This window comes from Arthrobacter sp. efr-133-R2A-120, assembly GCF_030209835.1.
Lineage (GTDB): Bacteria > Actinomycetota > Actinomycetes > Actinomycetales > Micrococcaceae > Arthrobacter.
This window is the reverse complement of sequence record NZ_JARVRF010000073.1, coordinates 1-26,380: the sequence shown is the minus strand read 5'-3', so window position 1 is coordinate 26,380 and position 26,380 is coordinate 1. Positions and strand designations below refer to the sequence as shown.

At 59.8% G+C, this 26,380-nt stretch carries 26 protein-coding genes and 1 pseudogene; 14 read left to right on the top strand and 13 right to left on the bottom strand.

Annotated features, from left to right (window positions below; all coding sequences use genetic code 11):
• Both QRN52_RS23280 and QRN52_RS23275 read right to left on the bottom strand, forming a co-directional pair.
• Positions 1 to 838, bottom strand: a pseudogene (locus QRN52_RS23280) (ISL3 family transposase); the annotation flags it as partial.
• A 307-nt stretch (positions 839 to 1,145) separates the two neighbouring features.
• Positions 1,146 to 2,615: an oligosaccharide flippase family protein gene (locus QRN52_RS23275; protein ID WP_284756194.1), complete on the bottom strand. Its 1,470-nt coding sequence runs from the start codon at positions 2,613 to 2,615 to the stop codon at positions 1,146 to 1,148.
• Between the two features lie 310 nt (positions 2,616 to 2,925).
• Between QRN52_RS23275 and gmd the strand changes: the two genes are divergently transcribed.
• The 8 genes from gmd to QRN52_RS23235 all read left to right on the top strand — a co-directional run bounded on the left by gmd (position 2,926) and on the right by QRN52_RS23235 (position 11,863).
• Positions 2,926 to 3,951 carry a GDP-mannose 4,6-dehydratase gene (gene gmd, locus QRN52_RS23270; RefSeq protein ID WP_284756193.1) on the top strand — a complete coding sequence of 342 codons (1,026 nt, stop codon included), beginning with the start codon at positions 2,926 to 2,928 and terminating at the stop codon, positions 3,949 to 3,951.
• The gene (locus QRN52_RS23265; protein ID WP_284756197.1) at positions 3,948 to 4,928 is read left to right on the top strand and encodes a GDP-L-fucose synthase family protein; all 981 of its coding nucleotides are present in this window, start codon (positions 3,948 to 3,950) and stop codon (positions 4,926 to 4,928) included. Before gmd ends, QRN52_RS23265 begins: the two co-directional genes overlap by 4 nt.
• A gap of 29 nt (positions 4,929 to 4,957) precedes the next feature.
• Positions 4,958 to 6,424 carry a sugar transferase gene (locus tag QRN52_RS23260; RefSeq protein WP_284756191.1) on the top strand — a complete coding sequence of 489 codons (1,467 nt, stop codon included), beginning with the start codon at positions 4,958 to 4,960 and terminating at the stop codon, positions 6,422 to 6,424.
• A 63-nt stretch (positions 6,425 to 6,487) separates the two neighbouring features.
• Positions 6,488 to 7,801: a UDP-glucose dehydrogenase family protein gene (locus QRN52_RS23255; protein ID WP_284756189.1), complete on the top strand. Its 1,314-nt coding sequence runs from the start codon at positions 6,488 to 6,490 to the stop codon at positions 7,799 to 7,801.
• A gap of 132 nt (positions 7,802 to 7,933) precedes the next feature.
• On the top strand, positions 7,934 to 9,691 hold the full coding sequence (locus QRN52_RS23250; RefSeq protein WP_284756187.1) for a DUF4012 domain-containing protein: 1,758 nt from the start codon (positions 7,934 to 7,936) through the stop codon (positions 9,689 to 9,691).
• Positions 9,692 to 9,876: 185 nt separating this feature from the next.
• Positions 9,877 to 10,488 carry an LPXTG cell wall anchor domain-containing protein gene (locus tag QRN52_RS23245; RefSeq protein WP_284756186.1) on the top strand — a complete coding sequence of 204 codons (612 nt, stop codon included), beginning with the start codon at positions 9,877 to 9,879 and terminating at the stop codon, positions 10,486 to 10,488.
• 26 nt (positions 10,489 to 10,514) lie between these two features.
• Positions 10,515 to 11,180 carry a VanZ family protein gene (locus tag QRN52_RS23240; protein ID WP_284756195.1) on the top strand — a complete coding sequence of 222 codons (666 nt, stop codon included), beginning with the start codon at positions 10,515 to 10,517 and terminating at the stop codon, positions 11,178 to 11,180.
• A gap of 80 nt (positions 11,181 to 11,260) precedes the next feature.
• Positions 11,261 to 11,863: an arsenate reductase/protein-tyrosine-phosphatase family protein gene (locus tag QRN52_RS23235; protein WP_284756185.1), complete on the top strand. Its 603-nt coding sequence runs from the start codon at positions 11,261 to 11,263 to the stop codon at positions 11,861 to 11,863.
• Positions 11,864 to 11,865: 2 nt separating this feature from the next.
• On the opposite strand, the gene galU is transcribed toward QRN52_RS23235, so the two are convergent.
• Complete coding sequence (gene galU / locus QRN52_RS23230) at positions 11,866 to 12,756, bottom strand: UTP--glucose-1-phosphate uridylyltransferase GalU (RefSeq protein WP_284756183.1); 891 nt, start codon at positions 12,754 to 12,756, stop codon at positions 11,866 to 11,868.
• A gap of 685 nt (positions 12,757 to 13,441) precedes the next feature.
• On the opposite strand from galU, the gene QRN52_RS23225 reads away from it, so the two are divergent.
• Positions 13,442 to 14,188, top strand: coding sequence for a hypothetical protein (locus QRN52_RS23225; RefSeq protein WP_284756181.1), 747 nt, complete (start codon positions 13,442 to 13,444; stop codon positions 14,186 to 14,188).
• A gap of 117 nt (positions 14,189 to 14,305) precedes the next feature.
• Here QRN52_RS23225 and QRN52_RS23220 read toward each other — a convergent pair whose 3' ends face one another.
• Positions 14,306 to 14,788, bottom strand: a complete 483-nt coding sequence (locus QRN52_RS23220) for a carboxymuconolactone decarboxylase family protein (protein WP_284756179.1) — start codon at positions 14,786 to 14,788, stop codon at positions 14,306 to 14,308.
• Positions 14,789 to 14,882: 94 nt separating this feature from the next.
• On the opposite strand from QRN52_RS23220, the gene QRN52_RS23215 reads away from it, so the two are divergent.
• The 3 genes from QRN52_RS23215 to QRN52_RS23205 all read left to right on the top strand — a co-directional run bounded on the left by QRN52_RS23215 (position 14,883) and on the right by QRN52_RS23205 (position 18,067).
• Positions 14,883 to 15,710 carry a MurR/RpiR family transcriptional regulator gene (locus QRN52_RS23215; RefSeq protein WP_284756177.1) on the top strand — a complete coding sequence of 276 codons (828 nt, stop codon included), beginning with the start codon at positions 14,883 to 14,885 and terminating at the stop codon, positions 15,708 to 15,710.
• A gap of 185 nt (positions 15,711 to 15,895) precedes the next feature.
• Positions 15,896 to 17,257 (top strand): cation:dicarboxylate symporter family transporter, encoded by a 1,362-nt coding sequence (locus tag QRN52_RS23210; protein WP_284756174.1) that lies wholly within the window; start codon positions 15,896 to 15,898, stop codon positions 17,255 to 17,257.
• Positions 17,258 to 18,067 (top strand): bifunctional allantoicase/(S)-ureidoglycine aminohydrolase, encoded by an 810-nt coding sequence (locus QRN52_RS23205; protein WP_284756172.1) that lies wholly within the window; start codon positions 17,258 to 17,260, stop codon positions 18,065 to 18,067. It begins immediately after the preceding gene.
• Between the two features lie 57 nt (positions 18,068 to 18,124).
• On the opposite strand, the gene QRN52_RS23200 is transcribed toward QRN52_RS23205, so the two are convergent.
• The 4 genes from QRN52_RS23200 to QRN52_RS23185 all read right to left on the bottom strand — a co-directional run bounded on the left by QRN52_RS23200 (position 18,125) and on the right by QRN52_RS23185 (position 22,776).
• A complete protein-coding gene (locus tag QRN52_RS23200; RefSeq protein WP_284756170.1) occupies positions 18,125 to 19,648 on the bottom strand; it encodes a purine-cytosine permease family protein in 1,524 nt (507 codons plus the stop codon).
• A 176-nt stretch (positions 19,649 to 19,824) separates the two neighbouring features.
• The gene (locus QRN52_RS23195) at positions 19,825 to 21,117 is read right to left on the bottom strand and encodes an LCP family protein (RefSeq protein ID WP_284756169.1); all 1,293 of its coding nucleotides are present in this window, start codon (positions 21,115 to 21,117) and stop codon (positions 19,825 to 19,827) included.
• Positions 21,118 to 21,283: 166 nt separating this feature from the next.
• Positions 21,284 to 21,982 (bottom strand): hypothetical protein, encoded by a 699-nt coding sequence (locus QRN52_RS23190; protein ID WP_284756168.1) that lies wholly within the window; start codon positions 21,980 to 21,982, stop codon positions 21,284 to 21,286.
• The gene (locus QRN52_RS23185; protein ID WP_284756166.1) at positions 21,979 to 22,776 is read right to left on the bottom strand and encodes an ABC transporter ATP-binding protein; all 798 of its coding nucleotides are present in this window, start codon (positions 22,774 to 22,776) and stop codon (positions 21,979 to 21,981) included. The genes QRN52_RS23190 and QRN52_RS23185 overlap by 4 nt, the downstream gene beginning before the upstream one ends.
• Positions 22,777 to 22,814: 38 nt before the next feature.
• Here QRN52_RS23185 and QRN52_RS23180 point away from each other — a divergent pair, with 38 nt between their 5' ends.
• Entirely contained in the window at positions 22,815 to 23,330 is a 516-nt protein-coding gene (locus tag QRN52_RS23180; RefSeq protein ID WP_284756164.1) for a DUF2127 domain-containing protein, read from the top strand.
• A 75-nt stretch (positions 23,331 to 23,405) separates the two neighbouring features.
• Positions 23,406 to 23,615, top strand: coding sequence for a hypothetical protein (locus QRN52_RS23175; RefSeq protein ID WP_284756162.1), 210 nt, complete (start codon positions 23,406 to 23,408; stop codon positions 23,613 to 23,615).
• Here QRN52_RS23175 and QRN52_RS23170 read toward each other — a convergent pair.
• From QRN52_RS23170 to QRN52_RS23150, 5 genes are all read right to left on the bottom strand, one after another.
• On the bottom strand, positions 23,612 to 23,836 hold the full coding sequence (locus QRN52_RS23170) for a hypothetical protein (RefSeq protein ID WP_284756160.1): 225 nt from the start codon (positions 23,834 to 23,836) through the stop codon (positions 23,612 to 23,614). The genes QRN52_RS23175 and QRN52_RS23170 overlap by 4 nt on opposite strands.
• Entirely contained in the window at positions 23,823 to 23,993 is a 171-nt protein-coding gene (locus QRN52_RS23165; RefSeq protein WP_284756158.1) for a hypothetical protein, read from the bottom strand. The genes QRN52_RS23170 and QRN52_RS23165 overlap by 14 nt, the downstream gene beginning before the upstream one ends.
• A 29-nt stretch (positions 23,994 to 24,022) precedes the next feature.
• The gene (locus QRN52_RS23160) at positions 24,023 to 24,292 is read right to left on the bottom strand and encodes a type II toxin-antitoxin system RelE family toxin (protein ID WP_284756157.1); all 270 of its coding nucleotides are present in this window, start codon (positions 24,290 to 24,292) and stop codon (positions 24,023 to 24,025) included.
• Positions 24,289 to 24,570: a type II toxin-antitoxin system Phd/YefM family antitoxin gene (locus QRN52_RS23155; protein WP_284756156.1), complete on the bottom strand. Its 282-nt coding sequence runs from the start codon at positions 24,568 to 24,570 to the stop codon at positions 24,289 to 24,291. Before QRN52_RS23155 ends, QRN52_RS23160 begins: the two co-directional genes overlap by 4 nt.
• An 85-nt stretch (positions 24,571 to 24,655) precedes the next feature.
• Positions 24,656 to 26,215 (bottom strand): S-layer homology domain-containing protein, encoded by a 1,560-nt coding sequence (locus tag QRN52_RS23150; protein WP_284756155.1) that lies wholly within the window; start codon positions 26,213 to 26,215, stop codon positions 24,656 to 24,658.
• Positions 26,216 to 26,380: the final 165 nt, after the last annotated feature.

The window sequence follows — 26,380 nt, the reverse complement described above, 5'->3', positions numbered from 1 at the left end:
CGAGGCTTCTGGAAATTCGTGGCGTGTCCGGTCATCGAAGGCCGGTTAACTGATTTGCGTTTGATGTTCTTGATCGCGGTGTTGTTGGCCTCTACCTTGCCTGTCGTGGCCCCGGTAATGATGAGCACCTCAATCTCTTTCCACCACCGGCAGACGGTGCGGTAGAGCCTGTTCGTCTCCGGCCGTGCTGCCTTCTTCACCAGTTCCTCAAGTTCGATCTTTGCTGCCGCGGCATCGTCCAGGGAGCCGGTGCGCAACAGAACCCGCAGTTGTTCCTTGACCTGCCAGACGGCCTGCAGCTTCCCGGTGGCGTCGTCGGTGGCGAACACGGTGCTGAGCCTGTTCCGGGCCCGGTCCGAGAGTGTATCGGCGCCGCGCAGGAGCAGCCGCGCCGGCTGGCCCAGACCGGGGCGCTGGCGCGTCCACGCCGGCCGTGGACCTGCTGGGTGAGTCGTTGCTGGACTTCGGTGAGCATGTCGTTGCCGAGCTTGACCAAATGGAACGCGTCGACCGAGACAGCGGTGCGCGGCAGCCAGATCCGCGGGGCCTTGCGGAATGCCGCCGAGGGGTCGATCGCGACGACCTGCACGCCCAGGCGCCACTGTAGCGGACGGGCGAACAGCCAGTCTCCGACGACCTCGCTGTCGCGGCCGTCCACGATCCCCAGGACTTGTCCGGTGTCCAGATCAACGATGGCGGCTCTCCGTGGTTCGTAGCGTTGCCAGGCCTTGGTGGCCGGGGCGCGGAAGAACCGCACGGAGCCGGCGGGTGGACCGTGCACGGCGCGGCACCTGGGCGGTCTCCTCGGTGAATGTCCGCCGCGGGCACAGACACCCATCGCAGAAGAATCTCCGCTTGGCCCAGACCACTTCGACCGGGCCCGCGACCGGGATGTCGCGCACGCTGGGGCCTGCGGGAATGCACGCGGGTGCTAATGACGCCACAGCACGGGCAGCCGGCCTCGGCGGTGCGCCGTCACTCCCGATGCCGTCCGCACCTCCTGATGAAGGCCACACCGGTGGCAATTGAATAAAACCATCAGTGTCTGAAAAGCCAGCTCGTTCAATATAACCCGGACGCACCGGAAGGCTATGACCAGTGCACTAGGTGCAATATTGCCCCGAAGTTCACGCTTGGCGTCTTAGTTATTTTCCATCGTCCATATTTCGACGAAACAACCCATACCGATGGAGAATTACAATGATAGGAAGTTTCCTGCCCATAAGAAGAAATCCAAGGACCGTCAATAGAGTCGCTTCACACAAGAGCAGAAATGAATTCAAGGGGCCAAGTTGAAAAGTAATGGTCGCATAACTAGCTGTTCCGGAAAGCAGTGCACAAAAGATGCATACGATCGTAATTTGAAGGTATCCCTTGAGAAGGGCAAAGGCATGAAGCAGGCCGGCTTTTCGGCAAAGATATACTTGTAATCCATGACGAACAATAGGCACCAGGACGCATCCGATGACTGCCGGCCAAACCGTACTTGTTTGGAATACGGCAAAGCACATGACCAGCTGTACGAGGAGCAGAAGGGCGTGCGTGGACCAAATCCAACGAAATAGACTCAAAGCCTCGAGTGCAGAAGCAAGCTGAATCGAAACACCCCTGAAGCCAGCTGCAATCGCCAAGACAACAGCGATTTGCGACGCGAAATTCCATCCCGGTCCCAGAATAAGTGGGACAAGACTTGGTATTGCCCCAGCCAAGAATGCGCATGCAGGAGCGGTAACCCATCCGACGACAATCAGAATGTCAGTCCAAACGCGTCGAGTTCGCTCCGAACCGGCGACATCATGGCGAAACTGAGGGTACAAGGCCTGCATCATGGCACTCTGAAGCTTGTCGAAAGGCGTTGTCGTCATGACATCTCCCCTGTTCCAAGCGCCGAGAGCGCTCGGCCCTACAAATCGCGCAACAGAGAATCGCGTCAGATTTTCAATGCCATATGCCATCAAATTTGCCAAACTCACTCTCCAACTGAAAGACAAATGCCCAACAAGGTCGCGCCTCAATCGACCAGGCAAGGTACTCCATCCGGCAGCAATTTGAAAGAAACAGTAGGAGAATATTTGCGTCATAACGGGAGCCGCAATGAGCGCCTCTGGTACACCGGTGATTCCTGCCAGAAAAGCAGAGATTACTAACGCTGCCAGCGTCGAAAACATCGTGCCTTGAGCTAGTTCCTTGAACTTTTCATCCCGTCGAAGAACACCTGACAGTAGCCCGACACTGGGCGCAAATAGCGCGGCGGCGCCGACAATAACGATCGAATTTTTGGCTGATTCGTCACCCCACAACAGGGCCCAACCTTCCGCGAACGGACTAATCAGCAATGCAGCCATCACTCCGAACATTAAGGCGATTGAACCAAGTCCACGGAGCATTTCCGGCGACACGACCTTGCTTCGTGCCACGCTCTGCCCCAGCCCCGCAACGCTAAGTATGGCGACAAGATTGGAAATGAGTAGGGCCACTGAATACGTTCCAAACACTTGCGCACTTACCAGGCGAGAAGTGATTGCGGCATATCCTAGCTGCATGACGATGGCACCTATTTGCGCACCGTAGGACCACGCAGAGCCGGATGCTACTGACCTAGCGATAGACGCCACGAATACTCCTGCAAAGTAGCTAGCGCTCCAGTTGGTAGCGCGATGGGGGACGATAGATCCGCTTCGTCGTTCGATGGTCTGGGCTGCACGTCCCATCCAGAATGGAACTGATGCACTTCATCGTAGTGTCGCTCGTAGTATCGCTGTCGCGCCGATGGACCTCCGGGCGAGTAACCACATGTTCGCCCACTAGACACAATAGATCCGATTTCAGCTAAAGTATGCAAAACGCTATGCTTTGGTCCAAGAGTCAGGCACTGTCGCGCAGCGGTCAGGCCGCGCGACTCATCTTTTGCAACATGGGGGCACAATGGCAAAGCGCGCGTTGATTAGTGGCATCACCGGGCAAGACGGTTCGTACCTTGCCGAGCTACTACTTTCTAAGGGATATGAGGTTCACGGTCTTATCCGCAGAGCTTCAACCTTCAATACGGCCAGAATTGACCACCTGTATGTCGATCGGCACGACCCAGCGGCGAAGCTTTTCCTTCACTATGGCGACCTCAGTGACGGAGCGCGTCTGGTCACGCTGTTGGCGGAGATCAAGCCCGCTGAGGTTTACAACCTGGCCGCACAGTCTCACGTTCGCGTTTCATTCGATGAGCCCGAGCACACGGCCGACACCACAGGCGTCGGTACCGTCCGGCTCCTTGAGGCCGTCCGTATGTCAGGAATCGAAACAAAGTTCTATCAGGCATCCTCGTCAGAGATGTTTGGAGCGACGCCTCCGCCGCAGAACGAGGACACTCCATTCTACCCGCGATCGCCTTACGGCGCGGCAAAGGTCTACAGCTACTGGATCACGAAGAACTACCGCGAGGCCTACGGAATGTTTGCCGTCAATGGCATTCTGTTTAACCACGAGTCGCCGCGGCGGGGCGAGACCTTCGTAACACGAAAGATCACCCGTGCCGTCGCCGCAATCAAGGCAGGTAAGCAGGACCTTCTGTACATGGGAAATCTTGACGCAGTGCGGGACTGGGGCTACGCCGCAGAGTACGTCGAAGGAATGTGGCGCATGCTGCAGGCCGATGAACCGGACGACTTTGTACTGGCTACTGGAGGCAACTACACTGTCCGGGACTTCCTTCAAATCTCGTTCGAACACGCCGGGCTTAACTGGGAAAACCACGTCCGGTTTGACGAACGGTATCTCCGTCCCACCGAAGTAGATGCGTTGGTGGGTGACGCGTCCAAGGCCCGAGAGAAGCTTGGCTGGAAGGCGTCGGTACACACACCGGAACTCGCGCGAATCATGGTGGACGCGGACATAGAGACACTGAAGCATGCTGGGAGCCACTGGATCGACAGTGTTGACCTTGCAAGTTGGAGATGAAAGTGAAGTCTTGGACTGAGTTCACTCCGGGCAAGCTTGACCGGTCATCGATTTTCTACATAGCCGGACACAGAGGCCTTGTGGGTTCCGCTATTTGGCGGAACCTCGAGGCCGAGGGCTTTGACAAGCTCGTTGGACGCACTTCTGCCGAGCTTGATCTGAAGAACCGCGAAGACGTTTTCTCCTTCTTCGAGGCAACGAAACCAAGGTATGTGGTCCTCGCCGCGGCAAAGGTCGGTGGCATTCTTGCCAACAGCACCTATCCCGTTGACTTCCTCAGCGACAATCTAAGGATTCAAGTAAACGTCCTGGACGCTGCACTCGAATACGGTGTCGAGCGGCTGCTGTTCTTGGGCTCGTCGTGCATCTACCCGAAGTTGGCGGAGCAACCCATCCGGGAAGACTCGCTTTTGACAGGCCACCTTGAGCCGACGAATGATGCCTACGCGATCGCCAAGATTGCTGGAATTATGCAGATCCAGGCTGTCCGACGACAGTACGGACTACCATGGATCTCCGCCATGCCAACCAATCTCTACGGACCTGGCGACAACTTTTCTCCTGAGGGTTCGCACGTTCTTCCTGCCCTGATACGTCGTTACGACGAGGCTGTACGATCAGGCGCCCGGACTGTGACGAACTGGGGAACAGGGTCACCCCGCCGGGAGTTTCTGCACGTTGACGACATGGCCGCAGCATGTCTGTACCTTTTGGAGAATTACGATGGGCCCGCCCAAGTCAACGTTGGCACTGGAACTGACGTAACTATTAGGGAGCTTGCATCAATTGTGGCCGATGCCGTCGGTTATCAGGGCGACATGCTCTGGGACACCTCCAAGCCGGATGGGACACCCCAAAAGCTCTTGGATGTTTCGCAGCTCGCACAGTCGGGTTGGTCATCAAGCATCGGGCTGAAGGACGGGGTCAGACAGACTGTCGACTGGTTTCGCGCGAACGTCGGCGACGTTAGATCCTGAGATAACTAGCGATGGGGGCCGCTTGAAGCATGGAAACTAAAGCGAAGGACAGTACGGTAGTTCCTAGATCACAAGTCGATTGGCGGATCCGCTACTCGTCCCGGCTCAGGTTGATTGACGCCGGCATAGTCATTTGGGCTGTAGTGGGTGCATTCGGGATCAGATTTGGCTTCTCCGATATTGAAAACAGAAATGTCAAGGAGGTCGACTACGTTCTCCTCTCAATCGGGCTAATGGCCTGTTGGTGGACCATGCTGGAATTCTGGGGAACCAGAGAAGCAAGGGTTCTAGGCTCTGGGACGGAAGAATACAAGAGAGTAATAGCAAGTTCGGCATGGCTATTTGGGTTTGTGGCCGTCGTCTCTTACGCATTGAGAATCGATACGGCCAGGGGGTTTGTTGGACTTGCTTTTCCTGCCGGAGCATTGGGTCTGTTGGCCGGTCGGTGGTTTGTTCGGCAGCACCTTCGTCTCGAACGCAAGAACGGAATGAGCGGCTCACGCGTGCTCATCATTGGTGACCCGTTCTCTGCGGCGCACCTTGTCCGTTCCCTTAATAGCGTGCCGGCCGCAGGCTATCGCCCTGTATCCGTTCATTTGCCTGGCGCTTCTAGCGTAGATGTTGGAAACTTCACCGTTCCTGTCACAGGAACGCAGTCCGACTTTGATTCGCTTCTGGCAACCATTCTGGAGGCCAATGTCGACTCGGTCGCCATCTCCGCCGGGGTCAACATGCATCCGCAAGACCTGCGGCGCCTTGGCTGGGAGCTAGCGGCAAAGGACATCGGCATGATCCTAGCTCCTGCCCTCACCGATGTGGCTGGTCCACGAATCCACACCCAGCCAGTAGCCGGATTGCCGTTAATCCATGTCTCAACACCAAAGCTGACCGGCGGGAAGAAGGTCGCCAAGCGGGCCTTCGACGTCACCGTGGCCGGCGCGCTTGTGACATTCCTCTCCCCAGTTATCCTTGTGTTGTCTCTGCTCATTCGGATGACCGACCCGGGCCCCGTGTTCTATCGTCAGGAGCGCGTTGGACTGCGCGGAACTACGTTTGACATGTTGAAATTTCGTTCCATGAAGGTCAACGCCGATGCAGAACTCGCGGCGTTACTTCAGGCACAAGGGTCAGATCACAAACCTCTTTTCAAAATCGAAAACGACCCGCGAATTACACCCTTGGGGCGCATACTCCGCAAATACTCCTTGGACGAACTCCCCCAACTGCTCAACGTTTTGGGTGGAAGCATGTCCCTGGTGGGCCCGCGACCTCAGCGAGAGGGAGAGGTTGCCCTCTATGACGATGCAGCCCACCGTCGGCTTTATGTCAGTCCTGGGATGAGTGGACTCTGGCAGGTTAGTGGGCGATCCAACCTCAGTTGGGAGGAGAGTATCCGCCTTGACCTTTATTACGTGGAAAACTGGTCACTCATGGGTGACGTGGTGATACTCATCAAGACCTTCAAAGCGGTATTTGCAAGCACCGGAGCTGTCTGATCTGGATTCGGTCCAACTTCTGCGGCTCAAAGCCGTTCTTTCTGGTTTTGGGAAGGTAACACAATGCGTATTTCAGTCATCGGCTGTGGTTATCTCGGCGCCGTACACGCCGCGTGCATGGCAAAGCTCGGCCACGACGTGGTCGGCATCGATGTGGACGAGCGAAAAATTAGGGACCTATCGGCGGCCCGGGCCCCGTTTTACGAACCTGGCCTCGAAGAGCTCCTCACCGATGTTCAAGCGACCGGGCGTCTTTCCTTCACCACAGACATGTCTGCCGCGGCAGGCAACACCGTACATTTCATCTGCGTCGGAACCCCACAGAAGAAGGGCGAGAATGCAGCCGACATGACTTACGTAGATGCTGCCACCTCGGGGATTCTTCCCTACTTGGCTCCCGGCGATGTCGTCGTAGGTAAATCGACAGTCCCAGTGGGCACTGCCGCTCGGCTCGCCCGCCTTGTCCAGGACCACGAGCCTGGGGCCCACCTGGTCTGGAACCCAGAGTTCCTCCGCGAAGGCCATGCTGTGTCCGACACGTTGAGTCCGGACCGTTTCGTTTACGGGGTCCCGGATGGATCTGAAGACCACCCCGCGGTGACCATTCTGGATGAGGTCTACGCTGCTCCGCTGTCTGCAGGAACTCTCAGATTGGTCACTGACCACCCGACCGCGGAGCTTGTGAAGGCCGCCGCCAATTCGTTTCTTGCGACCAAAATCTCCTTCATCAACGCCATGGCCGAAGTCTGTGAAGCCACTGGAGCGGACGTCACCCGACTCGCAGACGCCATCGGAATGGATGACAGGATTGGCCGCAAATTCCTCAACGCGGGCATTGGTTTTGGCGGAGGATGCCTCCCCAAGGACATACGGGCCTTCATGGCCAGGGCCGGCGAACTCGGCGCCGATCAGGCCTTGACCTTCTTGAGGGAAGTGGATGCAATCAACATGCGCCGCCGCACCCGGGTTGTGGAGCTAACGCGCGAACTTTGCGGAGGAAGCCTACTGGGACACCGCGTCACAGTGCTCGGAGCTGCTTTCAAACCCGAGAGCGACGACGTCCGGGACTCGCCGGCTCTCAGCATCGCCGCCCAACTCCAACTCCAAGGTGCCGTTGTGACGGTCACCGACCCGAAAGCCCTCGACAACGCCGCCAAACGCTTCCCTGAACTGCAGTACGAACCCGATCTGGATAAGGCAATCGCAGGGGCCGACACTCTGCTTTTGCTCACCGAATGGCAGCAATACAAAGAACTCGATCCCTTTGAAGTGAGCAACGGCGTCGCTGGGCTCCGGATCCTCGACGGACGAAACGTCCTCGAAGCCGCCAAATGGCGTGCGGCCGGTTGGCACTATCGCGGACTCGGAAGGCCATAAAGCGTGACCGAGACTCAACAATCCGAAAGCATCCCGGACAAAAGCGAGCTGCGCGGGGACAGAAGGAAAGCGGTCCCAAGCACGCGCAGGCGCCGCCTATCGAAAGTCGGGATAAGTCTCGCGGTTCTTTTGATGATCGCTGGGGCGGTCGTCCTGTGGCTGGGCGCGAAGGCATCCACTATCAAGGCCGAGCTTGAGGCATCCACCCAGTTGGTACCCAAGCTCAAGGAGAGCATCCTCCAGAACCGTCCTGCCGAGGCTTCCTCCACCGCCGAGGAACTACTACGCCACACCGCAGCTGCGCGCGCCGCCGCCTCCGACCCCCTCTGGTCCCTAGCCTCGGCGACTCCATGGCTGGGCGCAAACTTTTCCGCCACTGCCGAAATAGCGCGCTCAACCGACGACGTAGCGACGCTGGGCGTTGCCCCTTTGGTCAAGGTGTACGACTCCCTGAACTGGGACAAGCTGATGCCCGGTGGAAGCGGAACGGACTTGGAGCCGATCCGAAAGGCGGCTCCTGCCGTTGCATCCGCTGCACACGCCGTACGCGCCTCGGCTGAACGGCTGAACGGGATTGATGCAGGCAGCCTTCTTCCTCAGATCGCCGGGCCATTGACGCAAGCCAGGCAGCAGCTTAGCTCCGTTGTGGATGAGTTGGACACGGCATCTGACGCAGCAGGCCTGGCCCCGGCCATGTTGGGCTCCGACAAGCCGCGACACTACCTGCTGCTCGTCCAGAACAATGCCGAAGCCCGAGCCACTGGCGGGATCCCCGGTGCCCTGGTGGTGCTCACTGCAGACAAGGGCAAAATCAGTCTCTCCGCTGAAAGCAGCGCCACCGAGCTTGGAGTGTTCAACCCGCCAGTAGCCGTTGATGCTGAGCAGCAACGCATCTACACCGACCGCCTGGGCACGTTCATGCAGGACGTCAACTTCACTCCCGATTTCCCCACCTCCGCTACTACAGCGTTGAAAATGTGGGAACAGAAAAAGGGAGAACAGCTAGACGGAGCGATTGCAATCGATCCTGTGGCTCTCGGCTACATCTTGGACGCCACGGGGCCCGTCAGCCTCCAGGATCCACAGATGCTTGCCCTGACGGAAGGGAAGCTTCCGAGCCAGCTTTCCGGCAAGAACGTGGTGAAAACCCTGCTCTCCGATGTGTACGCCCAGATCAAGGATCCCAAGGCACAGGACATCTATTTCGCCACCGTGGCGAGAGAGATCTTTGGTGCCTTCACTTCCGGCAAGGGTAATGCGAAAAGCCTGCTTGCCGGCGTCGGGAAAGGCGTGGAAGAACACAGGGTTCTGCTTTGGTCAGCGGACACTGCGGAACAGTCCACGCTAGCGAAGTACACGCTCAGCGGGTCGATTTCGGGTCCCAGCGTGCCGGCGGCCCAGTTCGGCGCCTACTTCAATGACGGCACGGGTGCGAAAATGGACTACTACGTGAAACGCACAGTTCAGCTTGTCCAGCAGTGCACGGCTCCCGATGGTTATGGGACCGTCAAGGTTCGAATCACTAGCACCAACACGGCTCCGATCGACGCGGCAACATCCTTGCCGGCATACGTGACCGGAGGCGGGGGCTATGGAGTGCCACCCGGTTCCGCCCAAAGCAATGTCATCGCCTATGGTCCTGCCCTGGCCTACGTTGAGACTGCAACCCAAGATGGGAAGAACGTCCCCTTCGGCGCGCAACGCCACGACGACCGGCCAGTTGGCATTCTCTCTGTCCGGCTGGCACCAGGGCAAAGCAGCACTGTGGAATTCACTTTCGGGAAGATCGTCCAACACAGCGAGCCCGAAGTGGTAGTAACGCCAACTGTCCAATCCATGGACAAGGTAATACTCCCGACTCAATCGGCAAGCTGTGAAGCCACAGGATAGACGGGGTGTTAACCCTTTGTAACGAGTTTGGATTTACTTTGCTGTAAGCACCCTTAGGATGATAGCTTCTCTGTTGGGTGGGTCTCAGATTTCAGTTCACGTGTTCGTGGTGGATGAAATCACGTCATCACAATGAATTACGTATCAGGTCTCAAGTACGTACCAAGGTCTCAGGGGGACAAAAATTGAAAAAATCACTTGCAGTGCTCGCACTTGCCAGCACCATCGCTCTTGCCGCTTCCGCTCCAGCAATGGCCGTCGACTACCCGGCACCGGTCCCGGGTACCGTTTCTAGCGCAACGGTAACCGTTGGCGGAACCGTCGTATTCTCCGGGGGCGGCTTTACGCCCGGAGAAACCATCACCATCACAATCACCTTTACTGCCGCTCCTCAGGGCGCAGCAGCACCCGGCACCAGTGGCGGCCTCGCCTTGGCCGTACCCGGCGCCCTTCACCTGGCACCCACCACGGTGAGCGCTGTTGCCAACAGCTCCGGCGCCTTCTCCACCGACGTCACGCTGACTGCGGCAGGTACCTACCAGCTGACCGCCGTCGGTGCGACCTCCGGCCACAGCGTCACGTCGACTGTTGTCGCAGCAGGGGTCAGCGGTGCAGGACTCGCGAACACAGGTGGCGCAGGACTCGCCAACACCGGTGGTACCGGCTTGGCTAACACCGGCGTCGATTCCAACCTGATCCTTTGGGGCCTGGTTGGCGCTGGCGCACTCGTAGCCGGCACGGCCTCCGTAGTGGTGGTTCGCCGCCGCGCAAAGAACGAAACCGTAGCCGCAGCCTAAACGCAAACAAGGAGGGGTTGTTTCCGGTGATCCGGAAACAACCCCTCCTTGTTTGCGCTACGGTAACTTATGAACATGGGGAGACATTGGCGACGCCGCAAGAGGCTGAGCTTCAGAGTGGAGTTGCCCGCGATTCCACGAATTCCAGCCGTCCCGAGGCGGGCCTGGCCGACGATATTTCTGATCCTGCTGGCCGTGGTTTCTTTCGGTATGGCTGCTTTCGTGCTGTTGCGAGACTCGTGAAATCGGGCTCCTTCCAGAAATCGCTTGCCCGAATTGGACTACTCCGCTGGATTCTTCTGGGCTATTTCGTAGTACTCGCATTCATCGCTTTTTGGCCGACGCCAGTGGACAAGCCGGCAGCAGGCGACCTTTCAGTCCTCTTGGATTTGCTCCACCGAAACGGCATACCCGAATGGATCGACTACGGATTTGTCGAGGCCTCGTCCAACGTACTCCTCTTTGCACCTGCAGGGCTTCTTCTTGCGCTCACGCTTCGGCGCAAGCGATGGTGGCAGCTCCTGGCGCTCGGTACGGCAGTATCAGGGACGGTGGAGCTCGGCCAGTTGCTGTTCCTGCCACAGCGCTTTTCAAGCCTCCAGGACATCCTCATGAATACCTTTGGAGCCGGCCTCGGACTGTTGCTTGCGACAGTGTTGAAACGGTTGCCGCTGAGCGCTGTCAGGCCTTGAATGAGCCCCGATGTCTGCCGTGTTAAGTTGTAAATCACAGGCGTCGCACGCGCCTGCCAGCTAGTGAAAGAGCTACACCTTTGGAATCAACCCAACCCATTCGGATACTGACCGTTTGCACCGGCAACATCTGCCGCTCCCCCGTAGCCGAACGTTTGCTCCAGGCAGGCCTGGACCAGGTTCTCCCCGGCGGCTTCGAAGTGCGCAGCGCCGGCACCCGCGCGATGGTGGGAAGTCCCATCCAACCGCTGTCTGCCGACATCATCCGCACGTACGGCGGCACACCGGATGATTTTGCCGCCCGGCAACTCACCCAGAAAATCCTCAGGCAGGCGGATCTGGTGCTCACCATGGCGTCCCACCACCGCGGCGAAGTGCTGCAACTGGATGCCTCGCTGCTCAAGAGGACCTTCACCATCCGCGAGTTCGCACGGATGGTGACGGCCCTTGAAGAACGAGGCGACGCACCGGCGTCGGGCTCTGATTTCACCCAACTATGGCGAGAACTGCCGGCACGGGCATCCTCAGTGCGTCACCTCGTCCTCGCGGCAAAATCCTCAGACAACGACGTCGCTGACCCCTACAAGCAGGGTGCTGAAGCATACCTGCGGATGGAAGACGAGCTGGCTCCGGCCATCCTTAGGATTCTGCGCTACGCGCGGCTAAGCATGCAGCACTCCTAGTCCTAGCCGAGGAATCCCTTCATCCAGGACTTGAGGTCTTCACCGAATTCGGCCCGCTCGGACGCTAAGGTGATTACGGCTTTCAAGTAGCTGAGCTTGTCCCCTGTGTCGTAGCGACGGCCTCGGAAGACGACCCCGTAAACGCCCGCGCCTTCACCATCTCCCTCTGCGAGAGTTTGGAGGGCGTCGGTCAACTGGATCTCGCCACCGCGTCCGGGCCCGGTCTCCTCAAGGACATCGAACACGGCCGGGTGCAGTACATAGCGTCCAATGACAGCCAAGTTTGATGGCGCCTCCTCGACAGAAGGCTTCTCCACAAGGCTGTTGACCCGGACGTAGTCCTCGCCCGCGATGGGCGTAATGTCAGCGCAGCCATACGCGCTGATCTGTGACGGGTCCACTTCGATGAGGGCGATAACCGAACCGCCGGTCTTCGCATGGACGTCGATCATGGTTGACAGGAGCTCATCGTTCTCGTCAATAAGGTCGTCCCCCAAAAGCACGGCAAACGCTTCGTCACCCACGTGCTGCTTGGCGCACAGCACGGCATGGCCCAAACCCTTCGGTTCGCCCTGCCGCACGTAGTGGATTGGCCCAAGCTCGGAGGCATGCCTCACTGCGTCCAGTCGGGTTTCGTCGCCCTTCAGCTCCAACGTGCGTTCGAGATCAGGTGCACGGTCGAAATGGTTTTCAAGAGCGCGCTTGTTGCGGCCTGTGATCATGAGCAAGTCGCTGAGGCCCGCCTTCACGGCCTCCTCAACCACGTATTGGATGGCCGGTTGATCCACTACCGGCAACATTTCCTTCGGCATCGCCTTGGTGGCAGGCAAGAAGCGCGTGCCCAATCCGGCGGCCGGAATAACTGCTTTACGAACTAATCTCCCCATAGACATAGGCAAATCCTACGAACGGATTATGAAAAGCGCTAATCCCTGAGGCAAGATTTCTGGCTCTCGGGTCAAGAAGTCTCTGGCTGCGTGCCCTTGCGCACCCGGTGCTCGCTCAGGATGGACAGGCAGTTGAAGGCGTTGATGCCGATGCACGTCATGCACAGCACGCTGATCTGTGCCTCGGCACGCCAGCTGATTACCTAACGCTCCCAGGCGAAGCATCCTTACTCACAGTGAGACGTCTGCGCACCACTCAATTTGCTCAGTTTTGGCACTCAATTTAGTCAGATTGGCACTCAATTCTGCGGAAATCCGTATCTAAAGGTGAAACGGCCGCTTAGGATCAGCACAGGACCGGCGCCGATCCTAATTCAAAGAGGAACATGCAACTCATCGCCTCGTCGCAGATATTCCGGAACATTTGGATGCTACGTCAGGCAAAGCATCGATGGCTCACAGCGGGTCGTGTTCGCGCGCCTTGGTCAATCGCCGAGTGAGAGTAGGGGTCAATTCATGGCAGCAAACAAAATCTTCATGCTACCGCTGTTGGCGGCTCCTGCGTGCTTCGCTTTCGCAGCAGTCGGAGGGAGCTTCGCGGTTGTCGGCTGGATAGGCGGACTACTGATGCTTGGGGCAGCCCTGTTCCTACGTACCCGTGAGTGGAAATCGGAAAGACAGGATGACTCAAATGAAAATCGTGCGTAGCTCTCAAGCCGCGCTAGTTGCCATATTCTGTGCGCTTGCAGTCGTTGCGGCATACCTTCTGCCACTGGTAGGGACATTCGACAAACAAGATACGACAGGGGGCGTATCCGTCGACGAAGGCGTCACTGCGACAAGTATTTATCGGTCTACGACACCGAGCGTCCAGAAGACAGTCGCCGAGTTCGAGAAGACTTGGAAGCCACTCGGTGCTGGCGACGCCGAGAACTGGGGCGAGGCATTCCTAGACGCCAAACCGGTTCCTTCAGGGACGGGAAAGATAGTCCCAGCAACTCTCCGCGCATTCGCAAATGAGGATCTGGTCATGGTGCGTTCGGGATTGATTGGCTCCGGGGTTGTGGAACCTTCCGGTATCTCGTTGCTGTTCGACAAGACGACGCGCCAGCCCATTCAGAGGGTGGAAACAATATTCTTGCAGGGCGCCGGCGGCGGAACGGTAACGACCTGGATCGACGGAACGAAGGTGCTCGATCGATTCGTACCCGATCAGGTGCCCTTAGGAAAGAACGTTACGGTGGGATGGAACGAATTCACTGCCTGTCTTAACGGGGCTGGAGTGGCGTCCTGGGTGATTACTGCCATCACTATTGCATGCTCCGCCATCTGTGTGGGCAGCGCCGGCACAGGTTGCGTTCCGTGCCTCGTCGCCGCCGGTGGAATCACCGGGGGCGTCTTCTATTCTTGCGCTGCTCGGGGGCTTTTTTACTCCTGATGATTGTTTGTCGTACCCAAACGCAACTGCCCATGGCATGTCCTTACATTTAGATCGCAGACGCCGGCTTCGTTCCATTCTTTGGTTCGAAGCCGGCGTCGTGCGACTTCGCACGCTTCACGACGATGAACGCGCCTTGCGCACCGGGTGCTCGCTCAGGATGGACAGGCGGTTGAAGGCGTTGATGCCGATGCACGCCATGCACAGCACGCTGATCTGTTCCTCGGTGTAGACCTTCCGCGCGCGGGAAAACAGCTCGGCCGTGGGACGAGCTGTGCACATTCGCGTGATCTGTTCGGAAAGCTCAATCGCAACCTGTTCGGCCTCGTCGAAGAGCCCCACTTCGCCGTGCACCGACACCAGGGAAAGCCGCTGCTCGGTCTCGCCATAGCCAATGGCGCGGCGGTGATGCAGGTCCAGGCAGAAGGCGCAGCCGTTGATCTGCGAAGCCCGGTAGTTCACCAGCTCCAGGGTTCGGCGCGGGATCCCGGTCCTGTCCGCCTCCGCAGTGACCTGCCCCGCGTAGGCGGACAGTGCCTGATAAAGTCCAGGCTGTTGCTTGTCCAGATATCCTGCGAGCCTTGGGGTGTTTTCACTCATTCGTCGAGCCTATCGGAGAGATAAACCCGGCAAAGACCACACAAAGAAAAGAAGCGGCTGTGGGAACAGCGCAGGGGCGTGAGACGGTTGTTTCATGAGGATCGATGAGCGAATCGAACAGCACTATCCGGCGCTTGGCCCGCAGGAACAGCTCGCGGCAGATACCATCCTGAACCACTTGGGTGATCTCGCCGTCTACAACGCGGCCGAACTGGCGCGCCTGAGCGGAGTCTCCAAGGCAACCGTGAGCCGCTTGTTTCGCCGGCTCGGCTTTGCCGATTTCAATGAGGTCAAGGAGCACACCAGGGCACTGCGGTCCAGCGGTGTGCCGCTCGCCACCAGGGATTCCGACGGCGGTCTGCCGACCCACGCGGCACTGGAACAGCGGAACCTTCAGCGTCTGTTCGAGTCCATTGACGAAACACGGCTGGGCGAAGTGGCCAATCTGCTTGCGGGAGCCCGGAAGGTATTGCTCATCGGCTTCCGAAACAGCTTTCCCCTCGCGCTCCATTTGCGGCAACAGCTCCTCCAATGCCGCGACGGCGTCGGGCTAGCTCCGCAGCCGGGCCAAAGCGTGGGCGAAGAACTCGCAGGGCTCGGTCCCGCCGATGCTGTGGTGCTGCTGGGATTCCGCCGCCGTCCAGAAGCCTTCTCAAACGTCCTCAAAGCTGCTGCCGGAACAGGTGCGGCCACCATCCTGATTGGCGACGCCACCGGGCGCCGGATGGCCGGCGACGCCAAGGTGTGGATCAAGTGTCCCGTGGAAGGCACTGGAGCCTTCGACAGTTATGCTGCGCCCATGAGCCTCCTGAGTGTCCTCGCCAACGCGGTACTTGCGGCCACCGGAAGACCAGGGACCAAACGCATCAGTGAAATCACAGGCCTTTTCGACTCGCTCGGAGAGGTCGAAAAGCTTCGGTAGATCCGACTCTCGGACGGCCAGAAACCATCCTCAGACCACGAGTGCGCCAACATTGAAACAGATGTTTCAAAGTTCCGACAGTTTAATACATTCGTTTCAGGCCGGAAACAATGCTCCCCTACGTTGGTAGGGTCCCTTGAATTTCGGCCGCGGACTTCTGGTTCCGCATGAGGATTGGCTTCGCCATGAAACTCGACATCAACGCTGCGCAGGCAGTCGCCATCAAGAAACCGCTGTACAAATCCCTGTTCTTCCAGATCTTTGTCGCCGTCGTCGCCGGGATCCTGATCGGGTATCTCTGGCCGTCGATCGGGGCAGGACTACGCCCGCTCGGTGACGGGTTCATCCAGCTCATCAAGATGATCATCGCGCCGCTGATCTTCCTGGTGATCGTCACGGGGATCGCGGCCGTTGGCGATGTCAAAGCCGTGGGCCGAGTGGGAGTCAAGGCGCTCTTGTACTTCACCGGGGCCACGTTGTTTGCCCTGGCCTTCGGCCTCGTGGTCGCGAACATCGTCCAGCCCGGTGCGGGGCTGAACATCGATCCGAGCACCCTGAGCCAGGACGCCCTGAAGGCGAAGACCGGCACCGCGCCGCCCAGCGACGCCGGACAATTCATCCTGGGCATCATCCCGACGAGCGTGATCGGCGCCTTCGCCAGCAACAACCTCCTCCAGGTCCTTTGCTTCTCTGTCTTCTTCGGCGCCGCAATTGTGGTGATCGGCAAGGACCGCTGTGCCCCTGTCATGAAGGTCCTGGACACCATCCTGGAGGCCTTCTTCAAGATCATGGGCTGGGTCATGCGCCTGGCACCGATCGGCGCCTTCGGTGCCATGGCGTTCATCATTGGCCAGTATGGACTGAGCACGTTGGGCACCTATGCCCTGCTCATCGTGGCCTGCTACGGTGCGGCGATCGTGTTCATTGGCCTGCTGTTCCTGATCGCCTGGGGCTTGGTCCGGGTCCCGCTGTGGCAGTTCATCAAATACACGCGCGAGGAGTTCCTCCTGGCTCTGGGCACCGCGTCCACTGAGTCGGTCCTGCCGCGGATCATGACCAAGCTGACGGACGCCGGCTGCTCCCGTTCCACCGCCGGCCTGGTGGTCCCCACCGGCTACTCCTTCAATCTGGACGGTGCGGCCATCTACTTGTCGATCTCGCTATTGTTCCTTGCACAGGCCTTCGGCCACCACCTGGATCTCGGGCAGCAACTGGCCGCCCTGGGCATCCTGATGCTCACCTCAAAGGGCATGGCAGGTGTCCCCGGTTCGGCCTTTCTCGCACTCTCCGCCACCGCAGGCGCCTTGGGCATCTTCCCTGTTGCCGGCGTCGCACTCCTCCTGGGAGCCGACCGCCTCATGGACTCCATGCGCGTCGTGGTGAACCTGCTCGGCAACTGCGTTGCGACGTTCGTCGTCGCCAAATGGGAGGGGCAGTTCGACCGCGAAGCCATGCTACGTGCTTTCAACGGAGAGAAAACCGTAGCTGAAGGCGGCCCGATCAATGCCGGGAACCTTGCTGTGCAGGCTGCAGGGACCCGCAGTTAGATGGCCAGTTCATTTCACCCCGAAGTCGCCATTCCACAAGCCCAGCTCCCAAAAGACCGGGCCATGGTCAAGGACGCATATACCGTCATACCTAAGGGCGTCCTTAAAGACACAGTCACCAGCAATCTCCCCGGCTGGGAGAACACACGGTCCTGGATCATCGCACGCCCCATCGAAGGTTTCGCGACAAGGTTCTCCCAGTTGATCGTCGAGGTGGGACCCGGCGGCGGTTCGCGGAAGCCCGAGCCGGAAGCCGCCGTCGAGGGGGTCCTCTTCCTGACAAGGGGATGGCTTACCCTGGCGCTTGACGGAGAACTGCATATCTTGGAGGAAGGCAGTTACGCGTATATCGCCGCAGGGGCCGCCTGGTCCGTAAGGAACGATTCGGACGGGATCACAAATTTCCACTGGATCCGTAAGGCCTACGAACCGGCGGATGGCTATACGGCCACGTCCTTTGTTACCCGCGATCAGGATGTGGAGCCCAGCCAGATGCAAGGCACCAACGGCAGTTGGGCCACCACTCGATTCGTGGATCCCGACGACCTCGCGCATGACATGCACGTGAACATCGTGACCTTCGCGCCTGGCACTTCCATCCCGTTCTCTGGAACACCAGCCATGGAACATGGGTTGTTCGTCCTCGAAGGCAACGGCGTCTATCTGCTCAACGACGACTGGGTGAAGGTCGAGGCCGGCGACTTCATGTGGCTGCGCGCATTCTGTCCGCAGGTCTGCTACGCAGGTGGCCCGGGCAAGTTCCGTTACCTGCTCTACACCGACGCAAATCGCCAGATCCGCCTCACGTAAGCGTCCGGGGGGCGCTGTCGGATTGTGTCCGAGCCGCTGTGCAGGGCGGACCCGCAGTCAGTGCTTGTCATGCAGGAGCAGTCCTTCGGCGTCCACCATCCGCTGCTCCTTGTCGAGGTCGAGGCTACGGCAGAGGACGAGGTAAAGGATCCCGGCAACGGGGAGTCCGACGAAGATTGAGTAGTCGACGCTTCCCAGCCCTTGGGCGATCGAGCCCACGAACGGGGCCGTGACCATGAACGGGATCATGGCCGCGATGCCGACGAGGTATGCCGTGGTGCCGCGCCAGCCCCATCGACCGTAGATCCCGTCGGGGTTGAAGATTTCGCCGATGACGTACTTGCCCTTGCGCACGAAGAAGAAGTCGACCAGGTTAATGGCGGTCCACGGCGTGAAGACATACGCGATGAAGATCAACACATTGCCGTAGAAGGCGTTGAAACTGTCGATCCCGACCACTTGCGAGATGCCGAACACCAGCACGAACATCAGCCCAATCGTGATGGCCCGGAGCTTCAGGGTCGGTTTGACGGGCCGGAACGAGTCCAGGATCGAGATCATCGTGAGGCTGCCGCCGTACTGGTTGATGCCCATGACCGAGAGCACCCCGACCAGCAGGGCCGCGATCACGATCCAGCCAAAGACGGGCCCGCCGAAGTTCACCGCGGCGGCAAGGAACCCGGTCACCGGGTCGGCGCCTGGCGACGCAGCCGCCATGATCGCACCGAGCACAAATACCCAGATCCCGGAGATCGCGCTCGGCAGGTAGGTCCACCAGAAGGCCGCCTTGACGCCGATCGACGCGGGAAGGTAGCGGGAGTAATCAGACACGTAGGGCGCCCAGCCGAGTTGGAATCCGGCCATGATAACGAAGACGGTCAAGAAGGCCGGGCCGTTGAATTCCCCGAGGTCGAAGGCTCCCGCCGGGAGCGCCCCATTGGTCAGGGCCGCTACGGTGAGGATTCCCATGAGGCCGAGCAGCGGAAAGGTCAGCCACTTGTTGACCTTGTGGATCCAGTCGTAGCCGAAGAGGGCCAGCACGGCGGCGAGGACGGCAGCGATCGTAAAACCGATTCGAGGCGGCACCGCGAAGAGCAGATTCGTCGCAGAGCCGGACAGCAGCGCGTCGCTCGTGTTGAAGGCGACATAGTTGACCAAGGCGGCGATGAAGACAGTGATGGCTGCACCGATGTATCCGAACTGAGGACGCGATTGCACCAGTTGCGGAAGCCCGAGCTGGGGGCCCTGCGCACTGTGGAAAGCCATGAAAAAAGTGCCGAAGAGAGAGCCAAGCACGGTTGCTACGATCGTCCACATCAATCCGGCTCCCGCGGCAAGCGCGGCCGTTCCGGTCGCCATCGCCGTCAGGTTGACGTTTCCGACAAACCAGATCGCCCCGACGCCGCGCAGCTTACCGTGCCGCTCGTTGTTCGGGACCCAATCAATCGATCTCTTCTCCATTGCCCTCGCAGCGCGGGGAGCTGTCGACGCGGTCTCAGGCATGGGCGTGGCAGTGCCCGGCTGTGACTTCACAGGGACCGGAGCGCCGGCCGGTGGATCTTGGTTTGCAGTTTGACTCACGATAGGGCCTTTCGTGGGAAGCAGATTCCTGCGCGTGATGAAGGGGATGCCTCCGTTGGCAAGAGCTCGAAGGAGACGGATATCACAAAATGAACGGGATTCATTTAGTATGAACGGGAGGTCTCCGGAGCGCAAGCAAAAACGAAAACGTTACAACCCGGCGGAACGAAAAGCCGCTATTTGACGCAGGGAATGGCGCCGCCTTGGAGGGCCCCGGTCGAATCCGCATAGACGTTGCTTGCAGGTGCTGACGGAGCTGCCGGTGCTGCACCCCCAGAGGTGGGTGCCGCAGAGGCTGCGGCTGCCGCCGGCGGGGTGGCCGCCGCCGTCGCGGTCGCCGTCGTCGTCGGTGCGGGAGCCGGCGGGACCGGGGTGAGAAGTTCCTTGACAGTGGCCTGAACTTGGTTGATGTCCACGGTGTTGATGGAGGCGCCATCCGGGGACGTTCCGAAGCCGGTGATCGGCAGGGTGGAGAAGGAGATGTTGCCCCCGGTCAGGGACGTGGCCTGCTGGGCAAGCTGGATCAGGTTCAACTCCGAATCCACCACGATGTTCTTGCTCACCGCATCCAGGACACCCTGCATTTTCCCGATATCGGTGAAGGTCCCGGCGTCCTTGAGCTGGTGGGAGACCGAAACGATGAAGGCCTGCTGACGGCGCTCGCGGTCCAGGTCCGAGAAGAGGTACGTCGGATCGGACGTGTCCCGGCGCTGCCGCACGAAGGCCATCGCCTGTTTGGCATTGATCTGCTGCATGCCTGCTTTGAAGTCGGCCCCGGAGAAGGTGTCCTGGGTGGCCTTGTTGACGCACACGGTAATGGGCGCGATGGCCTGGGCCGTTTCGTAGAACGCGGCCATGGTGACTTCGAGGAAGTGGTCGATGTGGACGCTGCCCAGGAACTTGGTCACGGTAGCTATTTCGGCCTTGCGTCCGGCGTCGCGGGCCGCCTGGTACGTCGTGTCGTCGTCGGGCTTTCCCGCGTTGATCAAGGAGGTCTTCTCTGCCGCGAAGCCGTAGCCGTACGCCTCTTTGATTTTGGCTTTGAAGGGGCCGCTTCCGGGTATGCCGTCGACCTGGACGTAGTCATCCCGGGGAATGGAAATCCCCGCGGCCTTGGAACCGTCCGCGGGGATGTGGATGAGCATCAGCACATTGGAGTTGTACCCGCCGATATTCTCATCCCCCGCGTGCAAGGCGTCATACATCTCGGGTGGAAGAGGCTTGCCCTTCTCGTCAACCCTTGTGTCCAGGCCCATGATCAGGATGTTCGTGTCCTGGCCCAGTTTCGGCACCGCCGCGGGCAGCGTTTTCATATCCTTCAGGACATCCGAGCGGTGGACGTTGTTGTTGACCGCAACCGCCGTCGCGCCCACATAGGTGACAGCGGTGGCGGCGGCCAAAGCCACGGCGGCTGCGACCGCCGTGGCCGAGATCAGAATGATGGATTTCCGCCGGGATTTGCGGCGCATATGGCGAGGGCCTTGAGACCTTGTGTGGGGCCCATCATTCATGAAGTTCTCCTGTCCCCGCCGGCGTTGGCGTGGTGGCTGGACTCGCGGCGCCACCAGAGCGAAAGCAGATTGTAATCGGCCATCCGCGCAATGATCCCGACGACGCGGGGCTTTGTTTCCTCCTCTAGCGGCGCTTGAGCATGACCGCGACCGCGGTCCCGATGCACACTGCGACGGCGAGAACTCCGAGTCCGGTCACGGCCTGACCACGCCACCCCTCCCATGGTGCGGCAGTCGGCAGAAGCAGCACCGCAGCGATCGCGGCCAGCACGAGCGCCGCAATGTTGACGGCGAGCCGCATCCGGCGTCCCGAAGGCCCCGGTGCGGCCCCGTTCTCCCGCGTCCGCGGGAGGGGGCGGCGCCAGTCGTCGGCTATTAACCGGGGTACCCGCCTCACGTACGCGAAGACGTGCACTGCGAGGGTGGCAAGCCAGACCAGGAAGCTGACTACGTGGACCCGGATCAGGATCTCGGGGGCAGGGCCGGTGATGGCCAAGGCGATGCCGCTGCCGATTAGCGCGATCGTCGAGACGACGAGCACCGGAGCCATCACGCGCAGCAGCAGCCGGGGCGGACCCTTGCGGCGGTACGCTGGATCCCCCGAGTAGTAGCGAATGAATCGCCACCCGGTGCTGGCCGTCTTGGCAACGACCGGGCCCGCCAGGAGCACGCCGACGAAGAAGTGCGCCACGATCAGGCTGCCCAAGGTCGGAACGGTGGCGATCTCCGCCACCGACAGAACCAGAACCACGGCCCCTATCAGTGCGGTCAGGCGCTCATTGCCGACGACGCCGGAGGACTCACCTCGCGCTCTTTCTGTCACGCTTTCACGTCCTGGCGGGAGAACACGACGGCGCTCACCACGACGAAGCCGACAATCCACAGGAGTGCTGCTCCCAGTGCCGCCGGATAGCCTTGGGGAGGGGTCGGGCCAACCAGGGGCACGGTGGTCCCCCCGATGGTGTTGAACACCCGGCCTGGGAACCACTGGGTTACCTGCGGCAACACCACCGCGATGATGCCTTCGACCACCAGGATGAGCAGGATGGTTTTCCCCTGGCCGGCCAAACGGCGCAGCATCTCGCGTATCTCGATGATGCCGAGGGGATCAAGGCCATTGGCTGGCTCGTCGAGAATGAGCAGATCCGGATCGGGCGGCAGGGCCATCGCCACCCCAGGGCGCTGCTTCATGCCCAGCGAATACGTTCCGACCCGATCACGCGCCCGATCGGAAAGTCCCACCACTTCCAGCAGTTCGCTCACGCGGGAACCGGGATGCCCTCCAAGGCGGGCGAGCACCTCCAGATTGGTCCGCCCGGAGAGGCCCGGATAGAACGCCGGCGCTTCGACCAGGGCTCCGACGCGCGGCAGGTAGCGCTCGAATTCGGTGAGAGAGTGGCCCAGAACCGTGGGGCTGCCCGCATCTTGTCGCACCAGCCCCAAGAGCAGGCGAATGGTGGTCGTCTTTCCTGCCCCATTGGGACCGATAAAACCTGCGATGGCTCCCGCAGGGACGCGCATGGTCAGGCCATCGACGGCGGTATGCCTGCCAAAATGCTTGCTCAGGCCGCGTGTTTCAATTGCGAAAACTCCTGCGGGATCAGAAGAGAGGGGCATAAGAAAGAATGTATCTTGAGGTACCGAAGGGATGTGTCATGGAAACGAAACCGGCTGGAACAACCCTGCTCGACCGGACATTTCGCGTGAGCCTCATCCTGAAAGGCCTCGACGGCGTCCTGGAACTGATCGGCGGCATTCTTCTTCTGTTGGTGACTCCCCGGCAAATCGGTGATCTGGTCCGGGTCCTCACCCAGCACGAGCTCGCCCAAGACCCGCACGACTTCCTGGCGAACAGCTTGGTGCACTTGAGCTCCAACCTCTCAGGTTCGGCGACGTTGTTCGGCGCGATCTACCTATTGCTGCACGGCCTGGTGAAAATCGTCCTGGTCTGGGCCGTCCTGAAGGACAAGCTCTGGGCCTACCCGTGGATGATCGCATTCCTGCTGGTCTTCATCCTTTACCAGGGTTACCGGATCGCCGTTGCCTTCTCTTGGGGGCTTGTCCTCCTCACAGCCTTCGACATTTTCATCGTCTGGATCACCGGGCGTGAGTACCGCATCCACCGGGCACGGAATCAGCAGCCCTCCCCCACATCCCGGCCAGCGGGCTGAAACGAGTACGGACCCTGAGCTAGACAAGTAGTTACCACTCAGGCGCTGCGCGGTCCCGGTCCCTACCCTCAAACCATGATCACCCTGATGCATGGAGGCCCATGGCGGCCAGAGCAGCCGAAGCGGCCACCGAAAGATGTTCTGCAAGACGCGGCGTGGACCACGTTGTCCATCACCGTGGGCCTCGTCCTGATCCCGGCAATTGCCATTGATGAAGCAGGACGCGCTCTTTTCCCAGGGAGAAGGCGCGACCCTGAGGCAGAGTTCGGCCCGTACATTACTTAGGTTCGGCTGCACGGCTTAGTACGGGCCACGGTTTCCCGGGCAGGGAGCCCGGATACACCCCAGTCCGATTGGGCCCTGGCCGTGCGTCGGGGAACAGCCATGCCTCGGGCCGCAGGCAGGCTGCCGAGCAGCAACAGGGTCAGCGCGACGACGCCGACGGCGGTGCGTCCGCCGTCGTGGAAAGCGAACGCGGCGATCGTGAGAGGGCTACTGGCGACCATCGCGCACGCCGCCCAAAGCGGAATAGCGGCCGCCCGGTACCTGGGCCATCGCGCTGGCGAGATCGTCCAAGGCGGCCAAAGCCGAGAATGGCAGCCAGCCCACCACACCAAGCAACCCACCGATCGTGGCGAGCCACGAGGCGGATGTGCTTGCCATTCCGCCTGCCCCGAAGCCGCGAGTCCGTCTTAGCGGTAGGCGTCGCGGCGATGCGCGATCGAGACGATCTCGATCAGGACAACGTCCTCCACGATCCGGTAGATGACGCGGTACTCTCCCCGTCTGGCCGAATACAAGGGGAATAGCGGCTCCTGCAACTGCTTGCCCACACGTTGAGGGTTCTCACTCAGGGCGCCGGTGATGAACTCAAAGGCAGCAGCTGCAACCTTCTCCGGCAGGTCATCGGTTAGAGCCCGTTTCGCCGACTTGGAGAATCTGACCTCATAACGAGGGCTCACGCCCCGTGCTTGGTCGTGCGCATGTCCGCCTTGACCTCGTCGATGCTGAAGGTTTGTCCGCCAGCCAGTTCTCTCAGCCCCTTTCCAATATCCCTGACGAGTTTCGCGTCGGACAATACCGCCACCGTTTCGATCATGGCGTCATAATCGTCGGCGCCCAGGAGGACCGCGGCACGTGCGCCGTTTCGAGTGATTTCGAATCGTTCATGGGTGGACGATGCCTGTTCCACGATCCGCGAGAAGTGTGATCGAGCCTCTGCAACTGGAAGGGTTGTCATGTACAGAATTCTAGCGCCTCCCTACCCCCTGAAGACCGGTGCCCGCTTCTCCTGGAACGCCCGTGGAAATTGCCGGGAAGCTTCGTCAATTTAGACCCAGGTACCCTGGTTGCACACTCAGCCTCTTGATGAACGCCGCCATCGCATCCCGGTGGACAGGCTCGCTCGGTTTGAAGGATCCGTCGGCATAGCCGGTTGAAATGCGGCACGAGGCCATCCACTGGATCTCGTTGTGGAATGAACCGCCGACGGGGTTGTCGGTGAAAACGGGGATTTCGGCCGGCGCCTCCGCCAGCGGAAAAGCGCAGCCGACACCGCCGGCCATGCGGTACAGAAAAGCGGCCATGGCATCCCGATTGATGGCACCCAGTGGCTGGTACGTGCCGTCCGGATAACCGTTGGTGATTCCCTTCGACTTCAGCCAGGTGATCTCCTTGTAGAACGGGTCCGAAGTGGCTAGATCACGGAATGGCGACACCGCTGGTGGCGTGAACTCTGGCCTGCCGGCTGCCCGGTAAATAAACGCTGCCATGGCATCTCGATGGATCACGTCTAGTGGGCGGAAGGTACCATCAGGAAATCCGCCCGTGACACCTCTTGCAGCGAGCCACGAAATTTCGTCGAAGAACGCAGTGCCAGGTGCAACATCACCAAAGGACGGAGTCTGGACCAACGTCAGATTGACCCCGCCGACATCGGTCGACTGAGGCACATCAATGCTCGTGGCTGAACCGGTGCCGGTCCCGTCGCTGTACCACTGGTCAACGAGCCCAGTGGTGCCGGCTTCGAACCTGATCCGATACTTCCCTTCGTACAGGCCCGTAATCTGAAATGACCCGTCGGGTGATATCGATCCCCTGCCTTCGACGTTGTTGTCTTCCCTCCGTGCCGAAACCTTGAGACCGTCGGTGCTGACGCCAGGCGGCAGTGTCACCTTGCCGGAAATGCTGGATGACTTGAGCATGGTGACATCGATCCCGGTGAGCTTTTCCGACCCGGCAATGTTAAGCAGCGTGAAACCCGTGGATCCTCCACCCAAATGGTAGGAGGTTTGTTCAAGGGCCTCATTCGTACGGAAGTTTATGATGTATGTTCCGGGAGCCAAACCCCTGATCTCGTAGTTCCCTTGAGCATCGGCGTGTGAAAACAGCTGAGTGGCCGGGGTGTAGCCCCAGAAGGCTTCTGCCAAGACCTTGCTGACCAAGAATCCTTCAGGAACGGACACCCTTCCCGAAACCGTAGCTCCCAAGGGCACGACGACATCGATTCCGGTGAGAACTTGGTTAGAGGGCACAGTCACCGTCTTTGCATTCTCTGACACTGCCCCGCCATACCAGGTGTCGTACCCCCCGCTTCTTCCACCGCCGACCCTGATCTTGTAAGTGCGCGTCGGCACGTTGACCATCGTGTAGGTTCCATCTGCTGCGGTCCAGGCGTGGCCCCATTCGGAGCCGTCGACAAGACCGATGGCCGAGACCGAGAGACGTTTGACGTCAACACCAGGAGCACCCGAAATGGTGCCGGTGATCGAGCCAGTGTCGGTGGTCGCCGCTTGGGCAGGGATCCCGACTGCAACGAGCGCCGCTACAAGGATGAAGGCGCTCAGATTGCGCCAGACATGACGAAAAGAAGACAACAAGCGCATGGTCTCCCCCAAATGACTCAAGCCAATTGCTGCATCTTAGCAACCAACCCTCAGCCGAAATGTTCTTCTAGTTTCCTACTTTTCTGCATGAAGGGGTTCGTTCGGCCTAAATTGATGCTCCTATAGCTGTCAATGGTCGTTGAGCCAGCTTTCGTAGCGTTGGTG

Excerpts from the sequence above, each read along its gene's own strand:
- gmd (WP_284756193.1), top strand. The coding sequence starts at position 2,926 with ATGGCAAAGCGCGCGTTGATTAGTGGCATCACCGGGCAAGACGGTTCG.
- QRN52_RS23265 (WP_284756197.1), top strand. The coding sequence starts at position 3,948 with ATGAAAGTGAAGTCTTGGACTGAGTTCACTCCGGGCAAGCTTGACCGG.
- QRN52_RS23260 (WP_284756191.1), top strand. The coding sequence starts at position 4,958 with ATGGAAACTAAAGCGAAGGACAGTACGGTAGTTCCTAGATCACAAGTC.
- QRN52_RS23255 (WP_284756189.1), top strand. The coding sequence starts at position 6,488 with ATGCGTATTTCAGTCATCGGCTGTGGTTATCTCGGCGCCGTACACGCC.
- QRN52_RS23250 (WP_284756187.1), top strand. The coding sequence starts at position 7,934 with ATGATCGCTGGGGCGGTCGTCCTGTGGCTGGGCGCGAAGGCATCCACT.
- galU (WP_284756183.1), bottom strand. The coding sequence starts at position 12,756 with ATGTCTATGGGGAGATTAGTTCGTAAAGCAGTTATTCCGGCCGCCGGA.
- QRN52_RS23225 (WP_284756181.1), top strand. The coding sequence starts at position 13,442 with ATGAAAATCGTGCGTAGCTCTCAAGCCGCGCTAGTTGCCATATTCTGT.
- QRN52_RS23220 (WP_284756179.1), bottom strand. The coding sequence starts at position 14,788 with ATGAGTGAAAACACCCCAAGGCTCGCAGGATATCTGGACAAGCAACAG.
- QRN52_RS23215 (WP_284756177.1), top strand. The coding sequence starts at position 14,883 with ATGAGGATCGATGAGCGAATCGAACAGCACTATCCGGCGCTTGGCCCG.
- QRN52_RS23210 (WP_284756174.1), top strand. The coding sequence starts at position 15,896 with ATGAAACTCGACATCAACGCTGCGCAGGCAGTCGCCATCAAGAAACCG.
- QRN52_RS23205 (WP_284756172.1), top strand. The coding sequence starts at position 17,258 with ATGGCCAGTTCATTTCACCCCGAAGTCGCCATTCCACAAGCCCAGCTC.
- QRN52_RS23195 (WP_284756169.1), bottom strand. The coding sequence starts at position 21,117 with ATGCGCCGCAAATCCCGGCGGAAATCCATCATTCTGATCTCGGCCACG.
- QRN52_RS23185 (WP_284756166.1), bottom strand. The coding sequence starts at position 22,776 with ATGCCCCTCTCTTCTGATCCCGCAGGAGTTTTCGCAATTGAAACACGC.
- QRN52_RS23180 (WP_284756164.1), top strand. The coding sequence starts at position 22,815 with ATGGAAACGAAACCGGCTGGAACAACCCTGCTCGACCGGACATTTCGC.
- QRN52_RS23175 (WP_284756162.1), top strand. The coding sequence starts at position 23,406 with ATGATCACCCTGATGCATGGAGGCCCATGGCGGCCAGAGCAGCCGAAG.
- QRN52_RS23170 (WP_284756160.1), bottom strand. The coding sequence starts at position 23,836 with ATGGTCGCCAGTAGCCCTCTCACGATCGCCGCGTTCGCTTTCCACGAC.
- QRN52_RS23165 (WP_284756158.1), bottom strand. The coding sequence starts at position 23,993 with ATGGCAAGCACATCCGCCTCGTGGCTCGCCACGATCGGTGGGTTGCTT.
- QRN52_RS23155 (WP_284756156.1), bottom strand. The coding sequence starts at position 24,570 with ATGACAACCCTTCCAGTTGCAGAGGCTCGATCACACTTCTCGCGGATC.
- QRN52_RS23150 (WP_284756155.1), bottom strand. The coding sequence starts at position 26,215 with ATGCGCTTGTTGTCTTCTTTTCGTCATGTCTGGCGCAATCTGAGCGCC.